Below are 25,493 nucleotides of genomic sequence, written 5' to 3' on the forward strand. Positions count from 1 at the left end.
CTATGAACGCAATAACAGACAACAAGCCTGCCACGGCCCCGGCCAAGCAACGGCGTCGCTTGCCCACCGAGTTGAGTATCTTCCTGGTGCTGATCGGCATCGGCCTGGTGTTTGAGCTGTTCGGCTGGATCGTGCGTGACCAGAGCTTCTTGATGAACTCCCAGCGCCTGGTGCTGATGATCCTGCAAGTGTCGATCATTGGCCTGCTGGCGATTGGTGTGACCCAGGTCATCATCACCACCGGCATCGACTTGTCCTCGGGCTCGGTACTCGCGCTGTCGGCGATGATCGCTGCCAGCCTGGCGCAAACCTCTGACTTTTCCCGGGCGGTGTTTCCGAGCCTGACCGACCTGCCGGTGTGGATCCCGGTGGCGATGGGCCTTGGCGTGGGGCTGCTGGCGGGGGCGATCAATGGCAGCATCATCGCCGTCACGGGCATCCCGCCATTCATTGCCACCCTGGGCATGATGGTGTCGGCCCGTGGCCTGGCGCGTTATTACACCGAAGGCCAGCCGGTGAGCATGCTCTCGGACTCCTACACGGCCATCGGCCATGGCGCGATGCCGGTGATCATCTTCCTGGTGGTGGCGGTGATTTTCCATATTGCCCTGCGCTACACCAAGTACGGCAAGTACACCTACGCCATCGGCGGCAACATGCAGGCGGCGCGCACTTCGGGCATCAACGTCAAGCGCCACCTGATCATCGTCTACAGCATCGCCGGTTTGCTCGCAGGCCTGGCCGGCGTGGTGGCTTCGGCACGGGCCGCCACCGGCCAGGCCGGCATGGGCATGTCGTATGAGCTGGATGCGATTGCCGCCGCGGTGATCGGCGGTACCAGCCTGGCGGGCGGGGTAGGGCGCATCACCGGCACCGTGATCGGCGCGCTGATCCTGGGGGTGATGGCCAGCGGGTTCACCTTTGTCGGGGTGGACGCCTATATCCAGGACATCATCAAGGGCCTGATCATTGTGGTGGCGGTAGTGATCGACCAGTACCGCAACAAGCGCAAGCTCAAGCGCTGAATCGGAGGCAGACCCATCCTGTGACGCTCTGCCTCACCTGTACACATTGATTTGATCGACAAAAGACCGAAAAATTTTCTGTAGTGAGCGGGCTTGTCCCGCGCTGGGCTGCGAAGCAGCCCCACAACAGGCGACCCAGTTCTACCTGACACTCGGCGGTGTATTTATTGGGGCCGCTTCGCAGCCCAGCGCGGGGCTTGCCCTAATGCCGTTCAGTTAAGCAAACGCAATGCTCAAAGCAACGAAGATCAAATGTGGGAGCTGGCTTGCCTGCGAAGACGTCGGCCCAGCAAACATTGATGTTGACTGGCCCACCGCTATCGCGGGCAAGCCCGCTCCCACAGGGTATCTGCGCTTAACTGAACGGCATTAGGGCAAGCCCTAATGCCGATCAGTTAAGTGAACGCAATGCTTAAATCAACGAAGATCAAATGTGGGAGCGGGCTTGCTCGCGAAGACGTCGGCACAGCAAACATTGATGTTTACTGACCCACCGCTTTCGCGAGCAAGCCCGCTCCCACAGGGGATTGCGCTTAACTGACTGGCATTAGGGCAAGCCCGCTCACTACAGAGATGTGTAGATACCTATTGCCATCGCTGAGGGGCGACCGATCTCTTATGTCTATCCCGGTTCAAATGTGGGAGCTGGCTTGCCTGCGATGGCGGTCTGTCAGGCGACGATTTTTTGGATCTGACCGAGTACATATCCATTTCTGCGGTAACGACTGCTATTGGTTCCGCCCTTACGGCGGCTCACTTTTGAAAAGCGCAAAAGTAAGCAAAACGCTCTTGCCCCAACACTCGGCACCTCGCTTAGGCTCGGTGTGCCCGAACGCAGGCTTGAATCCGTGGGCCGCCGCCACGCGCCATCCATGGCGCGGGGCGGCTAACCCGGCGTCCTGCCGGGTTACCCACGGATCAAGCCTGCGTTCGGCCAGCGTGTTTGACGGGGCGCCTGAGATCAAGATCAAAAGCCAGAGCAACAGCAACAGCAAGCAGTTGTGTAGATACCTATGGCCATCGCAGGAAAGCCAGCTCCCACAGTATTCAAGGCGCCAGCGGCATGAAGCGGCGCTCGGCCAACGCGCGGCTGATCTCGCCGCGATGCACATCCACCACGCTTTGTGCGCTCTCGGCCTTGGCCAGCAACGAGTAATAACTCTCGCGGCGCTGTTCCTTGGTTTTCAGGTGGGCGATGGCGTACTCGAGCTTGGGCGTGTCCGCCTTGGGGTAGTGGAAATGGGCGTACCACAGCGGAAAACCGTGCTTGTCGTTAACGGCGTATTCCTGGATGAAATCACGTCGTTCCCCACGCAGTGCGATGCGCTCGCCCAGCCTTGCAAGCTGGACTTTGTCCGCTTCGAGCAGGAACTGAAGATGCGCCGAGGTGGGTGGTAATTCCAGGGTGCGTTTGATGCGCAGTGATTTGCCGGTGGCCGTCAACCGGTCAACTGCCGCACGCAGGCGAGCGGCCAGCGCTCGATCATCATCGGTAGCTGGCTGCTCTTCTGGTTGTGCCGCGATGGCGCGCTCCAATTCACCTGCCAGCACGTCAAAACGCCTGGCTTCATAATCCAGGCTCTCCTGGATTTCGATGGGGTACCGGGAGACTCTGGCGTAGCCTTCCTCGCGCTTGATGGTCGCCTCCAGGGCCTTGAGTCGTTTGCGCGCTTCGCCTTTGACGTTACTGAGGGGCCGTGTGTCGGGAGGCAGCGACGGCTTTGAAGGGCGTACCTCAAGCACCTCATCCCAGCCGCTCTCATGTTCGGAGTAGGTCGCCAGCACCTGGTCGCTCATCCCCGAGCGTAGCTCGACAACGTCGATCGGCAAGGCAGTCCCGGCCGGTTTGAGGTCGCCGATCAGGACGCCGTGCGTGCGTGTACGGATGACTTTTTTGGTCGGTTTGCCCAGGCTCACCAACGGCCGCATGGGCGGAGGTTGTTCAACGTTGGCCTGGGGTTTGACTTCGGCGGCGAGTTGTTGCAATACATCTTGGTAGAGCGATTCCACCAGCGCCTGGAGACGGCGGAAGTAGTCCATCTCCAGGTCTTCAGCGTGAATCATCGCGACGCCCTGCAGCGCATCGATCGCCCGGCCGTACTGCTCGAACAGGCTGTCGAGCACAGCCAGGCGGTCGGCATGCGTCAGGCTCAGGCTGTTCAATTCGGCGTGGGTCAGCACATGCGTGCCAAGCGGGTCGAGTGTGTCGTGGGCGATGATGGTGTGTTGCCGCCAGTGTTTCTGGCTCAAGGGTTTCAAGTTCAACAATTGCGCGTATTTGACCGTCTGTACGCGGAGCTCATTCTCCGGGCGGTCTTTCGTCAGGCGCTTATAAGCGTCCTTGCCGGACGGGTTGAGCGAGAACAGTTCCAGCAGGGCGCGATCCTTGATGTCCAATGCCTGAATCTGGCGCTCATTGATCTCGGTCAACGCCTTGAGAAACTGGTCGTAGCGCTCGGGGGCGGTGAGAAACGGCATAGTGCTCAACTGAGTGGTCCAGGCGGCGCTCATGTCCGGGTATTCGGCAAGCAAGGCCTTTCGATCCATCGCGGCGACGACCACGCACTTGCGTGCATTGTTCACGATGTTTTCCAGCAATGCCGCGATCGCGCTGTCCGGCAGCGGTATGTGAAGCTTCAGGCGTTCCTCGCGGGTGTCGAGCAGGCCTTTGTACGCGCCCATCTGTTCTTGCAGGACGGCCTCGAAGTTCTTGCGGGTGCTGGCGCGGGCCTTTTCGGTGTATTTGGGGTCGTTGGCGGCCAGGTCCATCAGTTGCTGCGCGTTGTCGGCCTTGTCCTGTAGCGCTTGCTGCAGGCTCTTGATCGGTACGAGGCGGCCTTGACGCATTTCCTGCCGGGGGTTGAGAAAGTTGGCCTGTTCCTGCGACAGCTGCTTTATGCGCAAGGCTTTGTGCTCGAGCGCTGCGGCAATCCGCTTGGGCGGCATGCCGCCGCGCAGGCGCAAACGCAGGTCCAGCGACCAGTTGCCCTCGGCGTCCGCTTGCAGGTACGGCCCCTGATGGGTGCTGTCATAGGGGTGGATAATCAGCGCCGCCCCGTCTGCCTCCGGGCGCACCTTGTACCAGTGGGATTCGACCAGGGCGTACCAGTCACGGTAATGAGAATAGAGGCCTCGCCGGGGGCCGTTGAGCACGACGTTGTCCAGATTCGGTGGTGTGGGTGCCTGGAACTGCAGCAAGCGTGCTTGCTGGCTGGGGGTGAGACGATTACGTGCGCTGGCAAAGCTGAAGTCGAACACCGTATCCGCAAGCCCCGGGCCTGCGCCGCCGAGCAGGACCGTGCCTTGTTGCACGGTGGGCGCGGGTGGTTCGGGCCAAGCGTCGGCCGGCCTGCGCAACAAAGGCGAGCGCAGCGACTGCCATTGCATGTCTGCCGGCACGGTGGGCGAAGGCGACACGGAGGAGGGCGCGAGTTCGAACATCAACATGCCGACGTTGAGCAGCAGGTCCACCAGAGCCAGCTCGCGGGTCACCGGATCCTCGCTCACAAGGCCGGGAATGTCGCGGCTGGCAGCGGTCATCAGACTGAGCAACCAGCCCGCCGCCATCAACGGACCACGTGCCAGCGGCAGCAGCAAGGTATTGAACAGAAGGCTGGCGCCTTCCAGAAACACGGCCCAACGGCTTTCGGCATTGGACACCGACTCGCGGTTCGCCTGGTCGATCAACGCCCGTGCATTGGCGCCGTACAGGTACTCCATGAGTTGGCCGTTGGCGTGAAATTGCAGCAGTTCGTCACTGGCGCCGTCGGTGCCCAGGGTGGCCGGTTGCGGCACTTCGGGCAGTTCAAACTCATCACCAAGGCCGAATCGCACGTAGTGCGGTTGCTCGAAGCCGCCATTGTCGTAGATCGGCCGCGCGCCATCAGACAGCCAGGTCAACACGCTGGCCTGCAGCTCACCAGCGCTGGCGATCGCGGCGAGCAAGTGCGCGCGGTCGGTAAATTCACGCAGGCTGTCGGCGTACAGGGGGCGGTAAAGAATATGCGGCCCGAGCTGGCCGTTTTCCGCCTCGATGACGTACATGTTGGTCACGATGTCGGGCGTTGCCAGGGGTTTGCGCACCAGGCTCAAATGCCGGATCACGATGGCGTTGCCTTCGACTTGACGTTCGCTGGCGTTGCTGGCCACCAGCGCTGCCACGCAGGCGGCACCTCGGGCCGTAAACCCTTGTTCGCCCTTGAGGTGCAACTCGAGCGCCTGCAACGGCAACTGCGCGACCGTGTGCGCGGCGAAGCGCTTTTCCCGCAGGCGCACCGCCTCGTTATCGCCAAGCAAGGTTGACTTGAGCAAGTCCGGATAGGTTTTGCCAATATCGACCTGTTGGATAAGCCCGCCGCTGCGGGTGATGGCGTCCGAGGTCAACCATACAGGCAGTGGCACATTGTTGCGGTGGGTCACGGTCATTTGCCCGTGCGGCCGGCCTTGCAGGTTGCGGATCGCCAGGTCGGTCAGGCTCATCTGCACGCGCTCGACAAAGCCGGCTCCCCCCGGATAACCGGCCGCCACGTTGAAGGTCAGGATCAGGTCGTCAGGGTCGGGAGGGGGCGCGTTGACGTCCTGTGCCGCGAGCCATTGGCGCAATGCGTCATGGCTGAAGGTGCGGATATCGGCAATGTCACTGAGGAAAGTACGCCCTTCGCTGCGCTTTTTCGCACTGGCCAAGGCCAGGCTGTAGTGGCGGTACAGTGCCTGGTCGGCGGGTGAGGCTTGTTTCAGCCAGGCCGGCACCTGCGGGCGCAGCGTCGCCAGCACCGCCGGGTTGGCCGTCGAGACAGGGGACAAAGCACTGGCCGGCTCTGAAATTTGCCGGTACACCGCTTGCAGGGGGTCGAGACCTTGGGTCGAAGGCAGTTCTAGCGCCTCGAGCTGTTGCAACTGCTGTTCAAGGACGATCGCGGCCTGGGTCTCGAACAGATGACCGTCCGGTTCGAAACGGTGCAGGGCAATCTGGCGCACCACGCGATCCTGGGTTGCCCGCTCAGCCCAGGCTTGCAAGGCGGCGTCGGCGCTGGCAAAGCGCTCACAGGTTCCCGCCGGCTGGCACAGCAGTGCACGCGGACGGCCATTGAGCGGGCACAGCACCAGCATGTCCGGGCCCAGCACATGCTGGGTGCGGTTGCCGTCGGTGAGGGTGGCGTAGGGGAAATACACGTGAGCCGCGTCGGCATCGAAGCGGTCGATGCGCTGTTCCCGTTCCGGGTGAGCGACCAGTTGGTAGAGGATGTCACGCTCGTGACGGGTCAGGTCCGCCTGGTGGGTGGCGCACACCGAGAGGACGTCCGCCAGCGCGTCACTGAGCCAGCGCCATCGCGAGCTGTCACGGTCCGCTGCCTGGCTCCAATAGTCGGCCAGGGCGTTTTGCAATGCGATGGGCAAGGTCCAGGGCAGCGTCTTGATTAGCTTTTCAACCTCCGCGACGTCGAGCGGTTGCCCATTGGCGAGTTTGAGCGCGGTGGGTGGCGCGTCACTGAGAAAGCAGCGACGTCCATCCCTGTCGTGCATGTCCAGCGCGCTGCCGCTTGAGAGAAAGGCCAGCACGCGCGGGAGCAGCGGGTACAGCGCCCAGCCGCCCCCCGCGACCGGGACGGCCAGTTGCGTGCGGTCGAGGTCGATGGACAAGGATGCAAAGGCTTGCGCGAGCGCGGACTCCAGTAGTTGGCGGGCCACGGTGGCGAAGGTCGGGCGTGTGGCGAACTGTGCTGCAACGGCGTGCGCAGCAGGGGAGGTGAAGAGGGTCATGAAAGCTCCTTTTTCACTGCGAAAGTGCAGGGTCGGTAGCTAAATCCTTTCTGCGTGGTGACGTGCGTTAGCTATTGCTGGCCGATTAACAACCGTTTGTCTTCTATATAGCTCCACGACACTGAATTTCTTGCTATAAACGCACTCCGATAACCATTCGCCGAGCCCGTCCTGGTGCTTTTGGGGGTTATCTCGGAAAAATTGCCTGTCTTTTCAGTTGCTGCGCCCTCAAGTCGGCCTTAGACTGCCGCCCCTCGTAAATTGAGTGCCGGGTGGCGCTTGAAATGGACGGCGCCTTTCCGAGGCCTGCAAAGGTCAGCCGGAACGCTCCCTTATTCGCCTTAATGCACGTATTTTTTATAGAGAAATCAATGACAAAGGAAAAGTTGCTGGCCATGCCGGCGGATGACTACATGAATGCCGAACAGCACGCTTTTTTCGAGAAGTTGCTGCAGGACATGAAAGTGGAACACCACGAGCGCATTGAACAGAACCGTATCGCCATTGAAAGCCTGGACACCCCGGCCGATCCGGCCGACGCCGCTTCTGTGGAAGAAGAGCGCACCTGGCTGGTCAATGCCATCGACCGTGACCAGCGCATGCTGCCGCAGCTTGAACGCGCATTGGAGCGCATCAAGGAAGACTCCTTTGGCTGGTGCGACGACAGCGGCGAGCCAATCGGCCTCAAGCGCCTGCTGATCAGCCCGACCACCAAATACTGCATCGAAGCGCAAGAGCGCCACGAGCAGATCGACAAGCACCAGCGTCAAGCCTGATGCCGTAAAGCTGGGGGATCGCAGCGCGGTTCCCCAGGGAAAGACCCGTTACGCCCGGTCTATTGATCTGTTGCAAGCTACCCCACTAAAGGCCCATGGATAATGGCCCGATAGTGGCGTTTAATGCAGCGACAATAACGACAAGCAGCGGGGTGACGAAGATGGCTGGAGACGGATCTCTGATAGGCGCAGCTGTGCCACCGCGCGCGGCGGCGCGCACGTTGCCCGGCTGGTTGACGCCGCTTGCGCAAAGCACCGCCCTGGTGCTGATATTGCTGGGCCTGGCACTGGCCAGCCTGCCGCTTTACCTCTGCCTGCCCCTGGCGTTGCTGGTGATCTGGCTGCCTCGCCTGAAAAGCCGTACGCCCGTTGTGGCGTCTGCCGACGCTGTCGATGCCATTGGCGAGTTGACTCGCGACCTGTCCCATACCACCAGCCACAACGCATTGTCCGCTGCCGGCGTGGCCTATTCGGTCAAGCAATTGGCGGCTCGCTTGCAGTCGCAGTTAAGCGCGGCCAAGCAGATTGTCGGCAGCGCCGAAGTCATGATCGGCACCGAAAAGGTCACCGCCCAGCTCAGTCGCGAGGCCCTTGGGGCCGCCAGCCAGGCCCACCAGCGCAGCATCGAAGGCCGCGAAGTGCTGGCCCAATCGATCACCCGCATGCACCAGCTCAGCCAGCGCGCCAACGCCAGCCGTGAACTGATCGAAGCCTTAAGCCAACGCAGTGAGGAAATCCAGCGGGTGACCCTGGTGATCCAGTCCATCGCCAACCAGACCAACCTGCTCGCCCTCAACGCGGCCATTGAAGCGGCGCGGGCCGGTGAACATGGTCGCGGGTTTGCCGTGGTGGCCGATGAGGTGCGTGGCCTGGCGGGCCGTACGGCGACGGCCACGGATGAGGTCGGGGTGATGGTGGCGGATATCCAGCAACGCACCGCACAAGTGGTCGAGCAGATTCGCCAGCTCTCGGCGGACCTGCACACCGGCGTGGAGCAGGTGGAGCACGCCGGGGAACACCTGCAAAGCATCGCCAGCCTGGCGGCGGATGTGGAAGGTCAGGTCAATGAAATCGCCCAGGGCACCGACACCAATCGCACCCAGCTCGACAGCCTGTTCCATGCCGTGGAGCAGATGCGCAGCGACTTGACCGTCAGTGACCAGCAAACCCGTCAGTTGGCCGACGCTGCCGTGCAGATGGAAGGCCAGGCCGAAACCATCAGCGAGCGCCTGGCCGAAGTCGGGCTGGATGACTATCACCAGCGTATCTACGACCTGGCCCGCGAAGGTGCCAGTCAGATTGCCGCGCAGTTCGAGGCCGATGTGCAACAGAACCGCATCAGCCTGGATGACCTGTTCGACCGCAGTTACACGCCGATTGGCAACACCAGCCCGAGCAAATATCACACGCGCTTTGACGGTTACACCGACCAGGTGTTGCCGGCGATTCAGGAGGCGCTGCTGCCACGGCATGAAGGGTTGGTGTTTGCCATTGCCTGCACGCCTCAGGGCTACGTGCCGACGCACAATAAAGCGTTTTCCCAGGCGCTGACGGGCGATGCCCAAGTGGATGCCGTGCAGAACCGCACAAAGCGCAAGTTCGAAGACCGCACCGGGATTCGTTGCGGTAGCCATCAACAGGCCGTCTTGCTGCAAACCTACACCCGCGACACCGGGGAGTTGATGCACGATCTGTCGGTGCCGATCATGGTCAACGGCCGACATTGGGGCGGCTTGCGCCTCGGCTACAAGCCCGAGGCAGTCAAGGGCGCAAAGTAGGGAGGAGGGCTGCCTGGAACTGTCAGGCAGCCCGCTTTTGATCAGGCGACCGGAGACTCGTGCAGCAATGCATTGAGGTCGTCAACCGCCGGCGCCCATTCGGCGTCTACGTGTAATTGCTCCCTCAGGAAGCTCGCTTGTTGCTCGCTCCAGAACGGTGCGTCGATCAGTTTCACATCATCCGGCAGGCGGTGTTCGGCAGTGAACCGCTCAATCGCGTCCTGGCTCGAATCCAGGCCCAGTTGTTCAAACAGGGTTTCAAGCGTAGGGGTCGTGGTGTCCATAGATTCTCCATGCGGTTCAGTGTGTCTGCATGGGAGGCTTGGGACGCAGCAGAGTTCTATTGGATTCTCAGGAGGTCAGCGCGCCGGCATCCACGGCGGCCTTGAGGGCCTTCGCAGCATCTTTTGCCGCGAGGGCCGCGGTGTCGAAGGTTTTGAACCAGCGGTCTTTTTCCACTTGGTGCGTGGTGACGGTGGTCAGCGGTGGCTTGGCCCGCATTACGATCACCGCTTGGAACTCGCCGTCTACTTCCCTTGCGTCGCCATGGATGAAAAATTCGCCAATATCAAATTCCGTCACGTAGAGCCTTCCCTTGGAGATAACTGCACTGGTGAAGTCTGCCCGCAGGGCACACACTTCAGTGGACGGGCCAGTATGGCAGTTGTTAGGGGGCGGCGGCGCAGTTAAGTTATCGGGCTGACGAAACGATTGCGCCATGGGGCGCCTGCAACATCGCTTCGAGTTTTTTTGCCAACTCACAGGCCTTGACATGGTCGCTGCGAAAGCCTTTTATGCGGCCGCTGAGCACTTCGCGGATATGGAAGAAATTTCTGCCGGCGGGCACGACCTGGTAAAGGACGGAATCCGAGTGCCCGTCAAAGCTGTACAAACGGTAGTATTGAACGTCGTCCCGAGAGGATGAACAGGTGTGCGAAGACATAGCGTTATGGGTTGATTGTTGCATGGCTTGCTCCTTTCGATCGATCCGCATGACTGTATTGCTGCGTTTTTGAGTGGTTTTGATCGGGGTTGCTGTTTTAGTATTGTCGTCGGCGGCCAGCGCCCGGTTCCATCGCGGCGTGTTTATTTGTGTTTGCGTGTCGGAAAACTGCATTTTTAACTGGGTTATTCTCTGAAGTGGATCGGTCCGTATTCTCGGGCCAGTGAACCTGTGTTCTCCTGTGGTGCCTGGTGACCTTGCACAAGTTCTTTGCGTACGTCTGTACGGGTCTTATGGCGCGACAGCAGGGTCTTCTTCAGTTTTTTTCAAAAGAATGAGTGATGTGATCGTGCCGTAATGGCCGTTTTTTTGTGCTGCCCGCTCCGGCGGACAGCGCTCTTTTCGATGTGGGGGCGTTTCCTTGGCAGTCAGTAATCTGGATATGCACGCGTTGTTCGTGCTGGGTGATTTGCGCGCAAAGTTGGTCAAACAATTTCAATCCCGTTTCGTTTACATCACCGAGCAGACGCCGGAAGGCATCTACATCGCCGAAATCGACACCGAAGCGGCGATGGTGGTGGATGACAAACCTCGCCTGGAACTCAAAGTCGGTGATCACTTCCGCGCGGCGGTATTGCCCAGTCGCGAAGGCGGCAAGTTCGAATTGAAGTTCCGTGACATCAAGTTGACTGTCTATGGCCTGGGCGACTACGCCTTTGTGTCCTCGGCCGAGGGCCAGGGCATCGTGTTCAAGGAAGGCCACAGCGTGATGCTGGTGTTCGCCGCCAATGAGCAACTGCAGGAAGGCCTGACCAAAACCCTGAAGGCCGTGACCGGCAAGGCCGCCAAGTGGCGCAAGGGTGAACTGGTGACCTTCAAGGCCAGCGAATGAACATCAGCTACCTCAAACACCCGCGGTGCGGAACCTCTACTACAGTTGAGTTGCCTTAACTACTCAGAGGCTTCGCGCATACGCAGCAAAGCCGCCTGCCATTGGCTGCGATAACGCGAGGTGCAAAGGCATGAAAGGATTGAAAATGCTGTTGGCTGCGTCCCTGGCCACCCTTGGACTCTCAGTCACGACGCTGCCGGCCAACGCCGCCGAGGCGCCGATTCATTTTGCCGACCTGAACTGGGAAAGCGGCAGCCTTATCACCGAAGTGCTGCGGGTGATTGTCGAGAAGGGCTACGACCTGCCCACCGACACTTTACCGGGTACCACCATTACTCTGGAAACCGCCCTGGCGAAGAACGACATCCAGGTGATCGGTGAAGAATGGGCCGGCCGCAGTCCGGTGTGGGTCAAGGCCGAGGCTGAAGGTAAGGTGGTCGGCCTGGGCGATACGGTCAAGGGCGCAACCGAAGGGTGGTGGGTGCCTGAATACGTGGTCAAGGGCGACCCTGCCAAAGGCATCAAGCCCCTGGCGCCGGACCTCAAGAACGTGAAAGACCTGGCGCGCTACAAGGACGTGTTCAAGGACCCGGAATCCCCAGGCAAGGGGCGCTTTCTCAACAGCCCCATCGGTTGGACCTCGGAAGTGGTCAACAAACAGAAGCTCAAGGCCTACGGCCTGGATGACAGCTACGTGAACTTCCGCAGTGGCTCGGGCGCGGCCCTGGATGCCGAGATCGCTTCGTCGATCCGCCGCGGCAAGCCGGTGTTGTTCTACTACTGGTCGCCGACGCCGCTGATGGGGCGCTACAAGCTGATCCAGCTGGAGGAACCACCGTTCGACGCCGAGGCCTGGAAGACCCTGACGGATGCGGACAATCCCGATCCGAAACCAACGCGCTCGTTGGCATCGAAGTTGAGTATTGGGGTGTCTACGCCGTTCCAGAAGGCGCATCCGCAGATCGCTCAGTTCTTTGAGAAGGTTGAGTTTCCCATTGAGCCGCTGAATAAAGCGTTGGCGGCCATGAGCGAAAAACACACCGCGCCACGGGAAGCGGCCCAGGCGTTCCTCAAGGAGCATCCTGAAGTGTGGAAGGCATGGTTGACTGAGGATGTGGCGCAGAAGGTCGAGGCAAGCCTGAAGTAGAACACGGCCAGCACTGCCAAATGAAGATCAAATGTGGGAGCGGGCCTGCTCCCACATTGATTGTATTCACATGTTAGAAATGGGTCTGTATGGCCAGCTCGAAGGTCCTTGGCGACCCCAGGTAATATGCCGGCGATACATGGGCAAACTCGGCATACACCTCATTCGTCAGGTTGCGCACCCGGCCCGTCACCGAGGTGTGCGAATTCACCTGATAGCGCAGGAAACTCCCGAACAGCGTGTAGGCCGGCACCGTTTGCGTGTTGGCATTATCCGCATACACCTGGGCCACGTATCGCGCATCCACACCCCCTTGCCAATCTTCGGCAAACTCATACGTCAGCCACAGGTTACCCACGCGCCGGGGGACGTTGGTCGGCGTGTTGCCTTTGCGTGAGACCACCGCGCCAGTGACGATTTTTTCATTGAAGTCCTCGTACCTGGCGTCCACCCAGGCGAAGTTGCCTTCCGCCAGCAGCCTTGGCGTGATGCGCAATGAACTGGCCAATTCGATGCCCTTGGATGACTGCGCGCCGACCGGGATGCTGTTGGTCGGGTCCTGCGGATCGGCCACGGCAAAGTCCTTGCGTTCGATCCTATAGGCGGCAACAGTCGCCGAGCCGAGGCCGTCCAGGTAGTCGAACTTGCTGCCCACTTCCCACTGTTTGCCTGTCGAGACATCAAACACCTGTGTGGTGGTGCTCGGTTGCTCGGCGGCTGTGCTGTATTGCACATACACATTAGCCGAGGGGATGAATTGGTAGGTCAGGCCCACGCGACCGGTCACCGGCTCCCAGCTGCGTTTGAAGTGGCGGGGGTTGGTCGCTGTGACTGCGCGATGGTTGGTAACATCCAGGTCAATGGCGTCATAACGCAGGCCCGTCAGCAGCGACAAGGTATCGGTGAGCCCCAGGCGGTTTTCTACGAACAATGCCCGTGTAGTGACTTGGTTGGTCTTGTCCTTGCCGAAGCGTTCCCGGGTTCGCGGGATGTCATAGAAGTGGCCGGGGTTGAAGGCGTTCGGGTCCACCGTGCTGTTGCCCGGAACGTTCAGCGGAGTGTTGGTGGTGCTGTTGACCTTGTACTCGACACCGCCGGACCAGGTAGTCGACAGGCCGAACACATGGGCATCGTGGCGCAGCTCGAACTGGTCGCCCTGCTGTTCGCCTTGGTGGCGCACCTGGTAGGCGGTCGAGCGGTTTACGGCGCTGTTGCTCATGTTGTACTGGTAGGTTTCCAGGTTGCGGTAATCGCGCTGGCTGTCCAAGTGGTACAGGGTGTTTTTCAGGGTGGTACTGTCGTTGATGCGGTAGTCGATGATCGAGCGCGCCCAGACCGTGCGCTGTTCATAGCGACCGTCGGCGACGTTGTAGTTATTGAAACGGTTGTGCTTGTCGATCTTCAACTCGCCGACCTTGGGGTTCAGCACCGGCGTGCCCCAGTAGGGGCTGTCTTCGTGCTCGTCCTGGTATTCCAGCGCCAGGGTGTGGGACAGGTTGGGGGTGAGGTCACTGAGCAGGGAAAAAGCCAGGCTCCAGGCCTCGCGCGTGTCACGGTCGATGTAGCTGTGGTTGGTATTACGGCTCACATCCAGGCGCGCGTAATGTTGCACGTCGGCACCGGGTTCGGTCAGCGCGTGGTTGACGCCAAACGCCATGCCGGCGGTGTCATGGCTGCCGTACGTGAGTTGCCCTTCGCCAGCCTGCTCTTCACGGGTGGCCAACTTGGTCACGTAGTTGAGCGAGCCGCCCACGGAGCCTGCGCCATTGATCAAGGAGGAGGGGCCGCCCACCAGCTCCACCCGATCATAGATCCAGGCATCCACGGGCCGGGCCAGGCCGGTTGCGACGCTGATTCCGTTGAACATCTGAGTGATCTGGCTGCTGGTAAAGCCGCGATAGGAGACAAATCCGCCAAAGCCTGGCGGTGCGCTGGCGTTGACGCCGGGCAGGGTGTTGGCCGTGTCGCGGAAGGTCTTGGCGCCGTGTCGCTGGATATCATCGCGATTGGCAATGGCCACCGACGCCGGCGTTTCACGCACGCTCAAGCCCAACCGCGACGCCATGCCGCTGGGTTGGTCCAGCGCCAGGCCAGGCTCGGCGGTTTGTTCGCCCTCGATGGTGGTAGGGGCCAACTCGAGGGCCCAGGCGCAAACAGGCAGGCAGCCGAACAGGCCCGCTAACAGAGGTAGATGTTTCATGGTTGAATCCTGAAAAACTTGGCTTGAAAACAACGCACAGCCGCCCGTGCTTCCTTGCGGAAACGGTGGTCAGTGCAGATTGGAAAGCGAAGGGATCAGGCGAAAACAGGCGGCGCGCGCGGATGCGCCGTGGGCCAGTTGAAGGGGGCAGGGATGTCAGCGGCCAGAACGACCGCCGGCGGTGGCGCCTGGGGCTGCGGCAATACCGCCACATTCAAGCTGGAACTCAGCGCCGGGCCCATGCCGCCGGTGGAGCACAGCGGACACCCAAACGCCTTGGACAGCGTGGGCAGGTTCTCTTCGGTGGAGTTGGACGGCTTGGGCGCCTGGGTGCGCGGGTCCACCGTACAAAACTGGCCGCCGATGCCATTGAGCTGCATCCCGACCATCTGACCATGCCCGATACTGCAGGCGAACACATTGAACAGGACGCAGCAGTAGAGCGTCCAGGCAATGAGCGAGCGGTCGGCACGGGCAAGTTTCATGGGGCGGCACTTTACCATCAGCCGCCGACGAAATGCCTGCAAAAAATCGCAGGCCGACTATCCTGTTTCGCACCTTTCCAGGGAGCATCCGCCATGAGCGTTGTCATCGCACGATGGATCGTCGGGGTTTTTACCGGTATCAGCATGGTGCACCTGTACTGGGCCGCCGGCGGCAAACTCGGCAGCCTCGCCGCCATCCCGCAATTGCCCGGCGAATTCGCCAGCGGGCCACGGCCTGCCTTCAAGCCATCGGCGCTGGGCACCTTGCTGGTGGCGATGGGGCTGGTGGGGATCGCCTTGCTGGTGTGCCTGCGGGCTGGGCTGTACTTTTCGGCGGTGTCCCATGGCGCGTTGCAGTGGTGGATCAGTGTGATTGCGGTGGTTATGTTTGCCAGGGCGATTGGGGATTCGGAATTGGTGGGGTTTTTCAAGAAGGTGGGTGGGTCGCGGTTTGCGCGGTTGGATACGTGGGTTTATTCGCCGTTGTGTTTGGTGTTGGGGGTGGGGTTGTTGGTGGTGGCGTGGGGGTGAGTCGGGCTCACATATACACAGGGTGTAGGTAGAGTTTTCTTGTACTTATTTGAACAAATTCTGATCCTTGAGGCGACGGGTCTTCAAGTTCAATGAGTATTATCGAGTCGTCGAGTTTTAAAGCTGCGCATTTGTATTCAGTGCCTTGGATTAGTTTGGCAGTTATTTTAACTGTGCCGTTGATAACGGTTATAAGAGATTTATTGGCAGGCGATAAAAAAATATTTTTTTGCCAAGAAAAAGTTTCATCTATATCCAGTTCCACATACAGAGTTTCCCCGATGGTTGGCTTTATCCCGCTCCACAAGGCAATGCCATTACCGATCGGTGAGCAAAACGTCACTAGTAATTCGTCTTGGTTCTCATGTAATTGATTGATTTTTATCTTCATGGAAAAATTGCGAGGTTTAAGTCGCTTTTAAAAGCGTCTATGACTAGGGCGGTGTGCTCGGCCTCAGAAAAGAATGCCAAAGTAAATGCTGTAGATGTTAAATTCTTCAAGTAAATTCTACGGTATCGGATGGTTTTGTGGGTTTAGTTATATTTTTTCAATTCTATACCCGTCTGCAATTACTGAAAAAATACTTTCTCCACTGTTGCTGGCCTTGAAGCAGTAGCTTTTCTCAGTTTTTATGTTCGTGGCACGTTCTGATTTTTGCGAAAGGTTAGAGTCGCTCTCTTCAACCATGCCGCATATTTCAGCGCCAATCGCATTCATACCTTTAAAGGCACTGTGATTGTAAAATGTGATAAGTAGCATTTCACCCTCTTGGTCGTTAAAAACTACTAATAATTCAGTTTGCTTGCAAGTTACTTGCTGAATGGTACCTTTTGAGATGCTAATTTGCTGCGGGTTTTGTTTTGTTTGATTCAGTGGTTGATTGGGTTTCCATAGGTTCAAATCGGAAACGTGTCTTTCTATATCATCCATATCATCATCGCCGAGAGAATCGTCAAAGTGCTGAGAGATTATCCCGCGGACTCTTGCCAAGCGCTGTGTGACGGCGCAATCGTCGATGAAATCAGTAGTCACTCTTCGATATTCTTCCAAGGCTCTAGGTTTTTCGGCATAGTAACTGCCCATTTTATGTAGAGATATTAAATAAACTCAATCTCTCTAAGAGCGTCAAGTGCTTCTTCGCCGGTAAGTACTATTCTTTTGTTTTTCTCTAGCATTATTTTCTTCTCGTGAATTTAGGGTTGGTGATATTCGGTATCAGGAACTACGCCTGCAAGGCTATAGCGTTTTTTCCTGCTGTGATGGATCATCGATTCTGAGCAGCCCTGATTAAGGTTCTCTGTAATTCAGTGCCGTCGGTATTTCTGTGTGTTTTCTTGCCTTTAGTTGTCGAGTTAGAGTTTAAATGTTTATTGGGTATAGGTTAAGTTTGGTTGTGGTTATTTGTGCAAATCCACACGTTCGAGGGAATGGTTCTTCAACCTCGATGAGGATTACCGAATCTCCTAGTTTTAACGCTATGCAACTGTCGTTAACGCCTTGAATTAGTTTTGCAGTTATTTGGATTGTGTTATTGATAACAGTGATCAGCGACTTTCTGTTGAGTGAAGGGGTGATGTTTTTTTGCCAAGATAAAGTTTCATTTATGTCCAGCTCTACATCCAATGTATGTCCGGTTTTTGGTGTCGGCCCGTTCCATAAGGCAATACCATTTTCGTTGGGTGAGTCAAACTCCACGAGTAGTTGGCTATGGTTGTGATGTGTTTTACTTATTTTTTACTTTAATAAAGGCCTCGCGAAGTCCAAGTCTCCTTCAGATGCAATGCATGCAATCCATGTCAGTGATTTCGATACGATGTAGGTATGTTGGGGGATTTCTGAGAATATGCTAAGTGCCTTGTCTATGTGCATTAAGTTTATGGGGTACGCCTCGTCACAGGCAGAGTCACTGATAAAAATCAGATTATTGTCATTGAACTTTTGAACTTCTTTGGCTAGATTTGATATCGCCAAATCCGATGAGGTGAGCCCAAAGTGGTTACTGGCCGATAATTTATCCCAAGCAACTTTATTCCCCGAAAACGGTACGTTTTCATTGATGTTTCTAATTATTGATACGTGCTCGGCCTCTGTGAGGACTTCAAAGGTCATGTTGAAGTTATTTAGGTTGGTCATAACTTCTTCGTCAAAATAATTCATTTTTTGCAAGCCTTCTTTATAAAATTTTAATATGCCCAGAGCACGCAGTCATGGTCATCTAAGTAAACTAAAAAAGTTAAGTTATGATCCGTTACCCAGAATGGATAGCCGGTCGTTTCACCTATGACTGATGCTAGGTCTTGCGCATCCCTGAGTTCCCATGCTCTATAGTCTGTGTCGAAAACCAATAGCATAAGGTCTGTTTTTTTTATACGTTCTGGTATTTCTTTCCAGAAATTTGGGTTGTACTCGGTGGCTGTTTCGATGAGATTGACAGGATCTAAAATTTGACTTTCAGATCTAAAGAATTTTCCTGTTATTTTTTTTACGAGTTTTTTAAGGTCTTCACTATGTGTTTTATTGTGGTTGATCTTTAAAGCGTTAAGGACTTCATCTATTTCTTCTTCAAGATAGCTCATTGAGTAACTCCTATTTTTGAGCGGCTAACAGGAAGCAGTGTAAGGAATATATGGCCTCTTGTGGCCCCGCCACCTGCTCTTTTGCCGGGAGTTTGATAACCGATGTGCGGTGATTGCGGCCCTTCAATACTAGGAACAAGCGTTGGGTCATCTATATTGACTTCTGCACCCTTGTTTGGACCTCTTATCACGCGCCATTCAGTTGGAAAAGTTTTTCCATTCATATCCTTTCCCCACTTAGTCACGCTGTAATCATGCTTTGGTATCCCTGCCCTGCGAAAGGCCTCATCTAACCCTTTGTGCATGTTTTCATGGGCGCTTCCGTCTTTGTTACGCCAGTCGAGATCGACAGCGGGGTTCAATTCCCATTCTTTTTTAGCGCTCTGTCGAGGGCAATTCACAGGTTTGCATGCCAGCCCTAACGGATCCACCCATCCTGTAGGGGTCGGCACGTACTGGTATGCGTTGATGCTACCCGCCAGCTTCACCGGGTCAGGTGTCAAGTTACGACCAATATCCGGATTGTAGTAGCGATGGCGGTTGTAGTGCAGGCCGCTTTCTCGATCGAAGTACTGACCCTGGAAGCGCAGCGGGTTGTCGATTTTGTTTACGTCGAGGCGCGTGATTTCGCCGTAGGCGCGGTACTGCGCGGACCAGACGATTTCGCCGTCCGGGGCGGTGAGTTCCTGTGGTGTGCCGAGGTGATCGAGTTGGTAGTAGTAGGGCTTGGTTTCTTTTGGACCGAAGCCTTCCAATAATGCCAACGGACGGAAGCTGTCCGGTTCGTAGAGGTAACTGCGGTGCCGCTCCGCATGGTGTTCGGCGATGAGCTTGTCGCCTTGCCAGAAGAACTCGGTGGTGATGCCGTCGACGGTTTTGCTGATACGGCGGCCAAACGGGTCGTAGCGGTAGCTGGCGGTTTTTCCGTTGGGTTGGGTGAGGCCGATCAGGCGGTGCTGGCAGTCGTAGCGGTATTCGGTAACGAGTTGTTGGCCTTTGCCGCGTCGTTCGCGGATGAGGTTGCCGAAGGCGTCGTAGTCGTAGTGGCGGTCGCCCTGGATCATCAGGCGGTTGCCGGCGACGATGTCGGGGCCGGGGCGGTCTTGCATGAGCAGGTTGCCGGCGGGGTCGTGGGCGAAGCGTTCCTGCTCGCCTTGAGAGTGGTTGACGCGGGTGAGGCGGTTCAGTGGGTCGTAGTGGTAGTGGTGTTCGCCTTTGCGGGTGTCGTTGAGGCGGGTGAGGTTGCCGGATTTGTCGTAGTCGTAGTGGCGCTCGTAAAGGTAATGCTCCTGTTGATTGATGGCGTGGGTGTGCAGGCGCTGTTGATCATCGTAGTGGTAGCGACTGATCAGTTGGCCTTGTTGGCGTTGGTGTTCCTGGCCTGCTTTGAACAGGTGTGATGTGAGCACTTCACCGTTCAGTCCGATGGTGGCGAGATGGCCGCCCTTGTCGTGGTTGAAGGTGAGGCGATTATTGTCGGGCAGGCGTAGGTTTTGGAGCTGGCCGCAGGCGTCGTAGTCGTAGCGCAGGGTGCCCCAGCCCTGGTGTTCGGCGGTGAGGCGGTTTTGTGGGTCGTATTCGTAGGCGAGAGCCCAGTGGCCGTCGTCGACGCTGAGGAGATTGCCTTGGCGGTCGTAGGCATAGTCGATGATGTTGCCGTCGGGCAGGGTTTTTCGTACGAGTCTCCCGGCGTGATCGCGGTCGTAACGGGTGATTAGCTGGCTGCCGTCGTCGCCGTGTTCGGTCTTTTCCTGGAGATTGCCGTTGAGGTCGTAGACGTAGGCGGTGCGTTTTCCGTCAAACCCGACTTCCTGTTGGATCAGGCCATTGCTGTGGTAGTCGAGCTTGTAGGTTTCGCCTGATTCGTTTTCGATCTCGGTCAGCAACAGCCGGGCGTTGTTGTAGCGGTATTTGACCTGAGTGCCGTCGGCATTGATGCGGCGGCTGATCAGGTGCAGGCCGTCGGCGTATTCGTAGCGGGTGACGTGGCCCAGTTCGTCGCGTTCGGAGGTGATTTTTCCGTAGGGGTTGTAGCTGTATTCCCGCGTGGCGCCACCGGGTTGAGTCAGTTTCAGCAAGCGGCCTGCGGCATCCCATTGATACTGCGTCAGCACGCCGTGTTCGTCTTCGCGCGCAACCTGCCGGCCTAGATCGTCGTAGCGATAGCGCTTGGTTCCGCCGTTCGGCAGTTGTTCTTCAAGCAACTGGCCGCGCGCATTCCATGCCAAGCGATGACAGCTGTGGTCGGGGTACCAAACGCCAACCAGTTGGCCGTATTTGTCGTAGCTATAGTCCGTAGCATTGCCGTCGGGATCGGTCCTACGCGTAACGTCGCCCTGATTATTACGCTCGTATTTCCAGACCGCTTCACCACGCCGCACAACCCGTACGAAACCGTTGTCATGTTCGTAGGAAGTCGGTTCGTCGTCCCCTGGAAACAACGCCACCAAGCGTCTGACTTCGTCGTACTGATACGCCGTGATTGCCCCGAGCGGATCCTGCTCAACCGTCAGCCGGCCTTTGTCGTCGTAGGATTTGAAGTGTTGGGCGCCATCCGGATCGATGCGTTGCACCAAGCGCGCCCGATCATCATGGACATAGACTTCCTGACTGCCATCGGCGTTATGCACGACAACGCTGCCGTCACCACCCCAGGCATACCGTGTGTCCATCTGCGAGAAGCTCGCCCAGTGCCGGACACACCGCGCCACCTTGCCAGTCCGTTCCCACTCCCAATAGAAGCTCGCCCCGCCAGCCAACCCACGCTCAATAATGACGTGCTGCTCGTCGTAGCGATAAACCTCACTTTCGCCTACGGCATTGGTCGCCGAAACCAGCCGTCCAAGGTCGTCATAGGCGTAGGAAACAACGTTCTGCTCTGTCACCCAGACAAACGGACCGTCGTCCACCGCCCGTTCAATCTGGTAATCCACCGCCACAATGCGGCCTGACGCGTAGCGCAAAAACAACGACCGCCCGACGCCGTTATCAACCCGCTCAATGCGCCCCAGAAAATCTCGGGAAATACGCAGCCGGTTGTCATACGCATCACTGATCGCTGTCAGCACACCGTCGCGAAAGTGGTAGAAACGTGACGCTTGCGCCAGCACCAACTCATCCGGCAACGACCCCAAATAAATCGCCGCTTCGGCAAGGCTATTGGTAATCGCCGGCCGAGCAATAGTCGGCAAGGGCAGGATGGTCGACCGGTTCTCATGATCGACCCACACCACCGAATCACCGGAAACACTCAGCCGATGCGATAAAGAATGACTCCAGCCAAACCCCAACCCGCCATCCACTTCCACGGCACTGGTGCGGTACAACCGTGTCCACTCGAACGGCAAAACCCCGTCCAGCACACCATCGGTCAGCGTCAGCAATTCCTCCCCGGTGACCATCGACACCGGGCAACCATTGGTGACGGTCTTGTCCGAAGCCACCGCCGCATCCCCGGCCGGATTCTTAGCAACAGCAGGCACGTCATCCACATGCTCTGTCTGCTTCAGCACCGCGTTCTGCCGCGCCTTCCAGCGCATCTGCAGCGTGCCTTGCTTCAGCCCGCCAACCACCCCGCGCACCGCGACCGCCTTGTAGCGATCCACTGCCTGCATGAACTGCGTCAGTATCCCTAAAAGACCCTTAACAAAGCCCACCGCAGCCTCAAGAGTCCGCGCGCCATACTTGACCAGCCGCAAACTCAAATACGCCACACCCGCCGCTGGCAAGGCGATGGTCAGCACCGCGCCAATTACCAGATCAATCAGCACCGACACAAAAAAACCGGCGGCCACCTCGGCGATCTCACTGGGCGGCAACGCGTCCAACCAGATCATCGCCGTGCGCACCATCAGGAACAGCGCCGCTTCATCACTGGCCAGCAACATCGCCTGTTCCATGACCTTGGGCGTATCAATCGCTATCCGCGCCAACTGGGCGGCCTGATCACCCAATTGCTCGACGAATTTCAACGGGTCTTCAAGAATCGCCTGCACCAGCTTGATGCTGTCCCACACATCGCGAATCGCGGCCCAACTGCCTGCCAGCACGCCGCTGCCAATCGCACTCGCGGTGGACTGCTCCCAATGCGGTTTGAAACCTGCCCATTGCTTGCGCAGCCACTGCTCAAGGTCTGAAGTCAGCCCGGTGTAGGAGGCGAACAGCGCGTCCACCTGCTCCTCGGAAACTGAACCCTGCACCCGCACCTGATAGCGTCCGCCCGCCGCGCAGTAGTGCGAGCCTTTGCCCTGTTCATCCAGCATGATCAGGGTGGAACTGCCGTCATCCAGTCCGATCACCTCAGCCGGGATATTGCCGATCGGCACGTCATATACCGACTCGAACAGGCTCTCGATCTTCAGCTCGCCGCCCACCGGGCACTGGGCCACGGTGGCAAATTCAGAGTCGGAAATACTCACGGAACGCTGCGAATTTCCCACCCGCAACACTCGGTCCATTCCCAGCAATGACGGCATGTCCATCGCATGGCTCACTGAGTCCAGCGCACGGGAATACCAGGCGTTCATCTGCTGGCGATAAACCTCCAGGCTCTGATGAAAGCCATTGAGCTCAAATTCGATAAGGGCAATGTGGGCAGCGTGGGTCATCCGTGACGTCTCGACGAGGGGCAAGGCGTCGGAGCATGCCGCAGCAAAAAGCGGCTGGATGAACGGTTGATAAATTCAGAAAAGGCCGACTACGTACGGGAAAAAACCGCGAAAAACCAACCCAAAGAGCTACACAAAAAAGCGATAGAGCTGATTGCAGCAACCGCACTCAAATAAAAATCGCTCTCATCCTTGCCCGATTTCCCAACATGGCCGTCATGGTTAATAGAACCCCTATTACGCAGGATTTCCCATGTCGCGCCTTGCTCGTCCCTTGCATCCACTGGCTTTGTCTGTGGCGATGGCTTTTGCCGCTGTGCCGTTGTTGACTGTCCAGAACTCCTTCGCCGAAGAGAGCACCGTGCGCGGTTTCTCGATTCCCGCCGGTGACCTGAGCCAGGCGCTCAATAGCTTGGCCGAGCAGGCGGGCCTGGTGCTGGCCTTCGATGCGAGCCTGACGCGGGGCAAGCGCAGCAACGGTTTGAGCGGGCAATACGACACCGAGGCCGCACTCAATCAATTGCTCGTCGGCAGCGGCCTGCAAGCCTTGAAGATCTCCGCCGACCGCTATCGCCTGGAAGCCATACCGGATAACGGCGGGGCGATGGAACTGCAGGCCACCACCATCAGCGCCGCGTACCAGGCCGAGAGCCCGACCGGTCCGGTGTCCGGTTATGTGGCCACGCGCAGCTTGTCGGGCACCAAGACCGACACCGCGCTGATCGAAACCCCGCAGTCGATTTCGATTGTCACCAAAGACCAGATGCGCGCACAGAACGCCGAGAGCCTCAACCAGATCCTGCGCTACAGTGCCGCCGTGATCCCGGAGACTCGTGGCGCCACCGCGTCGCGTCTTGATCAACTGACGATCCGGGGGTTCTCCCCGGCCACCTACCTTGACGGCCTGCGCATGCCATCCAGCCGGGACGCGTTGCCACAAAAGGATGCGTTTGACCTGGAGCGCGTCGAAGTCCTGCGCGGCCCGGCCTCGGTGCTGTACGGCCAAGGCACGCCGAGCGGGGTGATCAATATGGTCAGCAAGCGCCCGCTGGACACGCCGTTCCATGAGGTGGGCGTGGAATACGGCACCTTCAACAAGAAGCGTACGACCTTCGACCTGAGTGGTCCGCTGGATGATCAGGGCGTGTATTCCTACCGTGTGGCCGGGCTTTTCGACGATGCCGATGGCCAGGTGGACCACACCGAGACCCGCCGCCAGTCGCTTTCCAGCGCCTTCACCTGGCGCCCGGACGACGCCACGTCGCTGACCTTGCTCGGGCATTTCCAGAAGGACCCCAAGGGCGCTTCCTACGGTTCGGTGCCGGCCTGGGGATCGGTGTTGCATAGCCCGACCGGGCGCAAGATCGATGTGGATTTTTATGATGGCGAGAAGAATTTCGAGAAGAGTGACCGCAAGTATTACTCGATCGGCTGGGCGTTTGAGCACCAGTTTGATGACGTGTGGACCGTACGCCAGAATGCCCGCTACCTGCGCACCGAAGGCCGTTACCGCAGCCTCTACAGCAACATCCTGTTATCGGATTACCGCACCATCCAGCGTTCAACCATCGCCAGCGATGTGGACATGGATGCCTACACGCTCGACAACCAGTTACAGGCCAAATTTGATACCGGGCCGTTGCAGCACACGTTGCTGATGGGGCTGGACTATCAGAACACCAGCACCGACACGCTCTCCGGCTCAGGTGTCTACAAAGCCGGACCAACTCTGGACATCTTTGATCCGGTCTACGGCGCAGCGGTCCCGGTGCCAGCCTATTCCACCGACGGCACGTCGCGTAGCGAACAGACCGGTGTCTACCTGCAGGAACAGATGAAGTGGGACAAGTGGGTGCTGTTGCTGGGTGGTCGCTATGACTGGGCCAGCACCGATAACAGCACTCAAACCATCAGCAGCGGTGCCAAGAGCAAGTCGTCGCTGGATAGCAAGGCCTTCACCGGCCGAGTCGGCCTGGTTTACCTCTTCGATAACGGCCTGGCGCCGTATGCCAGCTACGCGGAGTCGTTCAACCCGCAATCTGGCACGGGGTATGGCGGCTCGGTGTTCAAGCCGACCGAAGGCAAACAGTATGAGGTCGGCATCAAGTACCAGCCGCCGGGCAGCAACAGTTTTATCACCGCAGCGGTCTTCGACCTGCGCCAGACCAATGTGCTGACCACCGACCCGGACCCCACTCACCTGTGCGGCAGCGGGCGTTGCCAGAGCCAGGACGGCGAGGTGCAATCCCGGGGCTTTGAACTGGAAGGCAAGGCCAGTCTCAACGATAACCTGGACATCACCGCGGCCTACGCCTACCTGGATAACCGCATCAGCAAGTCCAACAACACCGTGCGCTATTCGCCCATCGGTGATATCGGCGTAGGTCCGAACCTTGCCGCCGAAGGCACCACCACCTACGCGATACCGCGCCACACTGCCTCGGCATGGGCTGACTACACCTTCCACGACGGCCACCTCAAGGGCTTTGGTGTCGGTGCGGGCGCGCGTTATGTCGGGTCTTCCTGGGGGGATACCGCGAACACGCTCAAGGTGCCGGGCTACACGCTGTTTGATGCGGCGGTGCATTATGACATCCCGAACATTGCCAACCTCAAGGACAATCTGCGCCTGGCCCTGAACGCTACCAACCTGGCGAATAAAGAGTACGTCGCCTCCTGCTATTCCTATTCCTGGTGCTGGTACGGCTCACAGCGCACCGTGCAAGCCAGCGCCACTTACCAATGGTAACAGCCAACCGATAAGGCATTTTA

Annotated in this window: 18 protein-coding genes; 7 read left to right on the forward strand and 11 right to left on the reverse strand. The window is 58.2% G+C overall.

All coding sequences use genetic code 11. The features are described from left to right. The first annotated feature begins 2 nt into the window (after window positions 1-2). Entirely contained in the window at window positions 3-1,025 is a 1,023-nt protein-coding gene (locus ACLH0H_RS24085; RefSeq protein ID WP_076952492.1) for an ABC transporter permease, read from the forward strand. Between the two features lie 1,047 nt (window positions 1,026-2,072). Here ACLH0H_RS24085 and ACLH0H_RS24090 read toward each other — a convergent pair. Then, on the reverse strand, window positions 2,073-6,785 hold the full coding sequence (locus ACLH0H_RS24090) for a dermonecrotic toxin domain-containing protein (RefSeq protein ID WP_411379937.1): 4,713 nt from the start codon (window positions 6,783-6,785) through the stop codon (window positions 2,073-2,075). Window positions 6,786-7,156: 371 nt separating this feature from the next. On the opposite strand from ACLH0H_RS24090, the gene ACLH0H_RS24095 reads away from it, so the two are divergent. Together ACLH0H_RS24095 and ACLH0H_RS24100 are read left to right on the forward strand one after the other, a co-directional pair. Beyond that, a complete protein-coding gene (locus tag ACLH0H_RS24095) occupies window positions 7,157-7,561 on the forward strand; it encodes a TraR/DksA family transcriptional regulator (protein ID WP_003191666.1) in 405 nt (134 codons plus the stop codon). A gap of 545 nt (window positions 7,562-8,106) precedes the next feature. Further along, complete coding sequence (locus tag ACLH0H_RS24100) at window positions 8,107-9,339, forward strand: methyl-accepting chemotaxis protein (RefSeq protein WP_411382457.1); 1,233 nt, start codon at window positions 8,107-8,109, stop codon at window positions 9,337-9,339. A gap of 41 nt (window positions 9,340-9,380) precedes the next feature. On the opposite strand, the gene ACLH0H_RS24105 is transcribed toward ACLH0H_RS24100, so the two are convergent. The 3 genes from ACLH0H_RS24105 to ACLH0H_RS24115 all read right to left on the reverse strand — a co-directional run bounded on the left by ACLH0H_RS24105 (window position 9,381) and on the right by ACLH0H_RS24115 (window position 10,456). Next, entirely contained in the window at window positions 9,381-9,623 is a 243-nt protein-coding gene (locus ACLH0H_RS24105; RefSeq protein WP_411379938.1) for a DUF2789 domain-containing protein, read from the reverse strand. A 67-nt stretch (window positions 9,624-9,690) separates the two neighbouring features. Continuing rightward, window positions 9,691-9,921 carry a hypothetical protein gene (locus ACLH0H_RS24110; protein ID WP_076952489.1) on the reverse strand — a complete coding sequence of 77 codons (231 nt, stop codon included), beginning with the start codon at window positions 9,919-9,921 and terminating at the stop codon, window positions 9,691-9,693. A 109-nt stretch (window positions 9,922-10,030) separates the two neighbouring features. Further along, window positions 10,031-10,456, reverse strand: a complete 426-nt coding sequence (locus ACLH0H_RS24115; protein WP_411379939.1) for a hypothetical protein — start codon at window positions 10,454-10,456, stop codon at window positions 10,031-10,033. Window positions 10,457-10,703: 247 nt separating this feature from the next. Between ACLH0H_RS24115 and ACLH0H_RS24120 the strand changes: the two genes are divergently transcribed. After that, window positions 10,704-11,174, forward strand: coding sequence for a hypothetical protein (locus tag ACLH0H_RS24120; RefSeq protein ID WP_016975554.1), 471 nt, complete (start codon window positions 10,704-10,706; stop codon window positions 11,172-11,174). A gap of 130 nt (window positions 11,175-11,304) precedes the next feature. After that, window positions 11,305-12,321, forward strand: a complete 1,017-nt coding sequence (locus tag ACLH0H_RS24125) for an ABC transporter substrate-binding protein (protein ID WP_411379940.1) — start codon at window positions 11,305-11,307, stop codon at window positions 12,319-12,321. 73 nt (window positions 12,322-12,394) lie between these two features. On the opposite strand, the gene ACLH0H_RS24130 is transcribed toward ACLH0H_RS24125, so the two are convergent. Further along, window positions 12,395-14,521: a TonB-dependent receptor gene (locus ACLH0H_RS24130; RefSeq protein WP_411379941.1), complete on the reverse strand. Its 2,127-nt coding sequence runs from the start codon at window positions 14,519-14,521 to the stop codon at window positions 12,395-12,397. 95 nt (window positions 14,522-14,616) lie between these two features. After that, a complete protein-coding gene (locus ACLH0H_RS24135) occupies window positions 14,617-15,006 on the reverse strand; it encodes a DUF2946 domain-containing protein (protein WP_411379942.1) in 390 nt (129 codons plus the stop codon). Between the two features lie 93 nt (window positions 15,007-15,099). Here ACLH0H_RS24135 and ACLH0H_RS24140 point away from each other — a divergent pair, with 93 nt between their 5' ends. Continuing rightward, complete coding sequence (locus ACLH0H_RS24140) at window positions 15,100-15,537, forward strand: DUF3995 domain-containing protein (protein ID WP_411379943.1); 438 nt, start codon at window positions 15,100-15,102, stop codon at window positions 15,535-15,537. 7 nt (window positions 15,538-15,544) lie between these two features. Here ACLH0H_RS24140 and ACLH0H_RS24145 read toward each other — a convergent pair whose 3' ends face one another. From ACLH0H_RS24145 to ACLH0H_RS24165, 5 genes are all read right to left on the reverse strand, one after another. Further along, window positions 15,545-15,928, reverse strand: a complete 384-nt coding sequence (locus tag ACLH0H_RS24145) for a hypothetical protein (RefSeq protein WP_411379944.1) — start codon at window positions 15,926-15,928, stop codon at window positions 15,545-15,547. Window positions 15,929-16,075: 147 nt separating this feature from the next. Beyond that, window positions 16,076-16,570: a hypothetical protein gene (locus ACLH0H_RS24150; protein WP_411379945.1), complete on the reverse strand. Its 495-nt coding sequence runs from the start codon at window positions 16,568-16,570 to the stop codon at window positions 16,076-16,078. Window positions 16,571-17,272: 702 nt separating this feature from the next. Further along, window positions 17,273-17,695, reverse strand: a complete 423-nt coding sequence (locus ACLH0H_RS24155) for a hypothetical protein (RefSeq protein WP_411379946.1) — start codon at window positions 17,693-17,695, stop codon at window positions 17,273-17,275. Between the two features lie 26 nt (window positions 17,696-17,721). Next, window positions 17,722-18,114 carry a hypothetical protein gene (locus ACLH0H_RS24160; RefSeq protein WP_411379947.1) on the reverse strand — a complete coding sequence of 131 codons (393 nt, stop codon included), beginning with the start codon at window positions 18,112-18,114 and terminating at the stop codon, window positions 17,722-17,724. Next, window positions 18,111-22,721, reverse strand: coding sequence for a polymorphic toxin type 47 domain-containing protein (locus ACLH0H_RS24165; RefSeq protein WP_411379948.1), 4,611 nt, complete (start codon window positions 22,719-22,721; stop codon window positions 18,111-18,113). The genes ACLH0H_RS24160 and ACLH0H_RS24165 overlap by 4 nt, the downstream gene beginning before the upstream one ends. Before the next feature lie 253 nt (window positions 22,722-22,974). Here ACLH0H_RS24165 and ACLH0H_RS24170 point away from each other — a divergent pair, with 253 nt between their 5' ends. Beyond that, window positions 22,975-25,470, forward strand: a complete 2,496-nt coding sequence (locus tag ACLH0H_RS24170; protein ID WP_411379949.1) for a TonB-dependent siderophore receptor — start codon at window positions 22,975-22,977, stop codon at window positions 25,468-25,470. Window positions 25,471-25,493: the final 23 nt, after the last annotated feature.

The sequence above is a fragment of the Pseudomonas sp. MPB26 genome (assembly GCF_046605355.1).
Classification (GTDB): Bacteria; Pseudomonadota; Gammaproteobacteria; order Pseudomonadales; family Pseudomonadaceae; genus Aquipseudomonas; species Aquipseudomonas cedrina.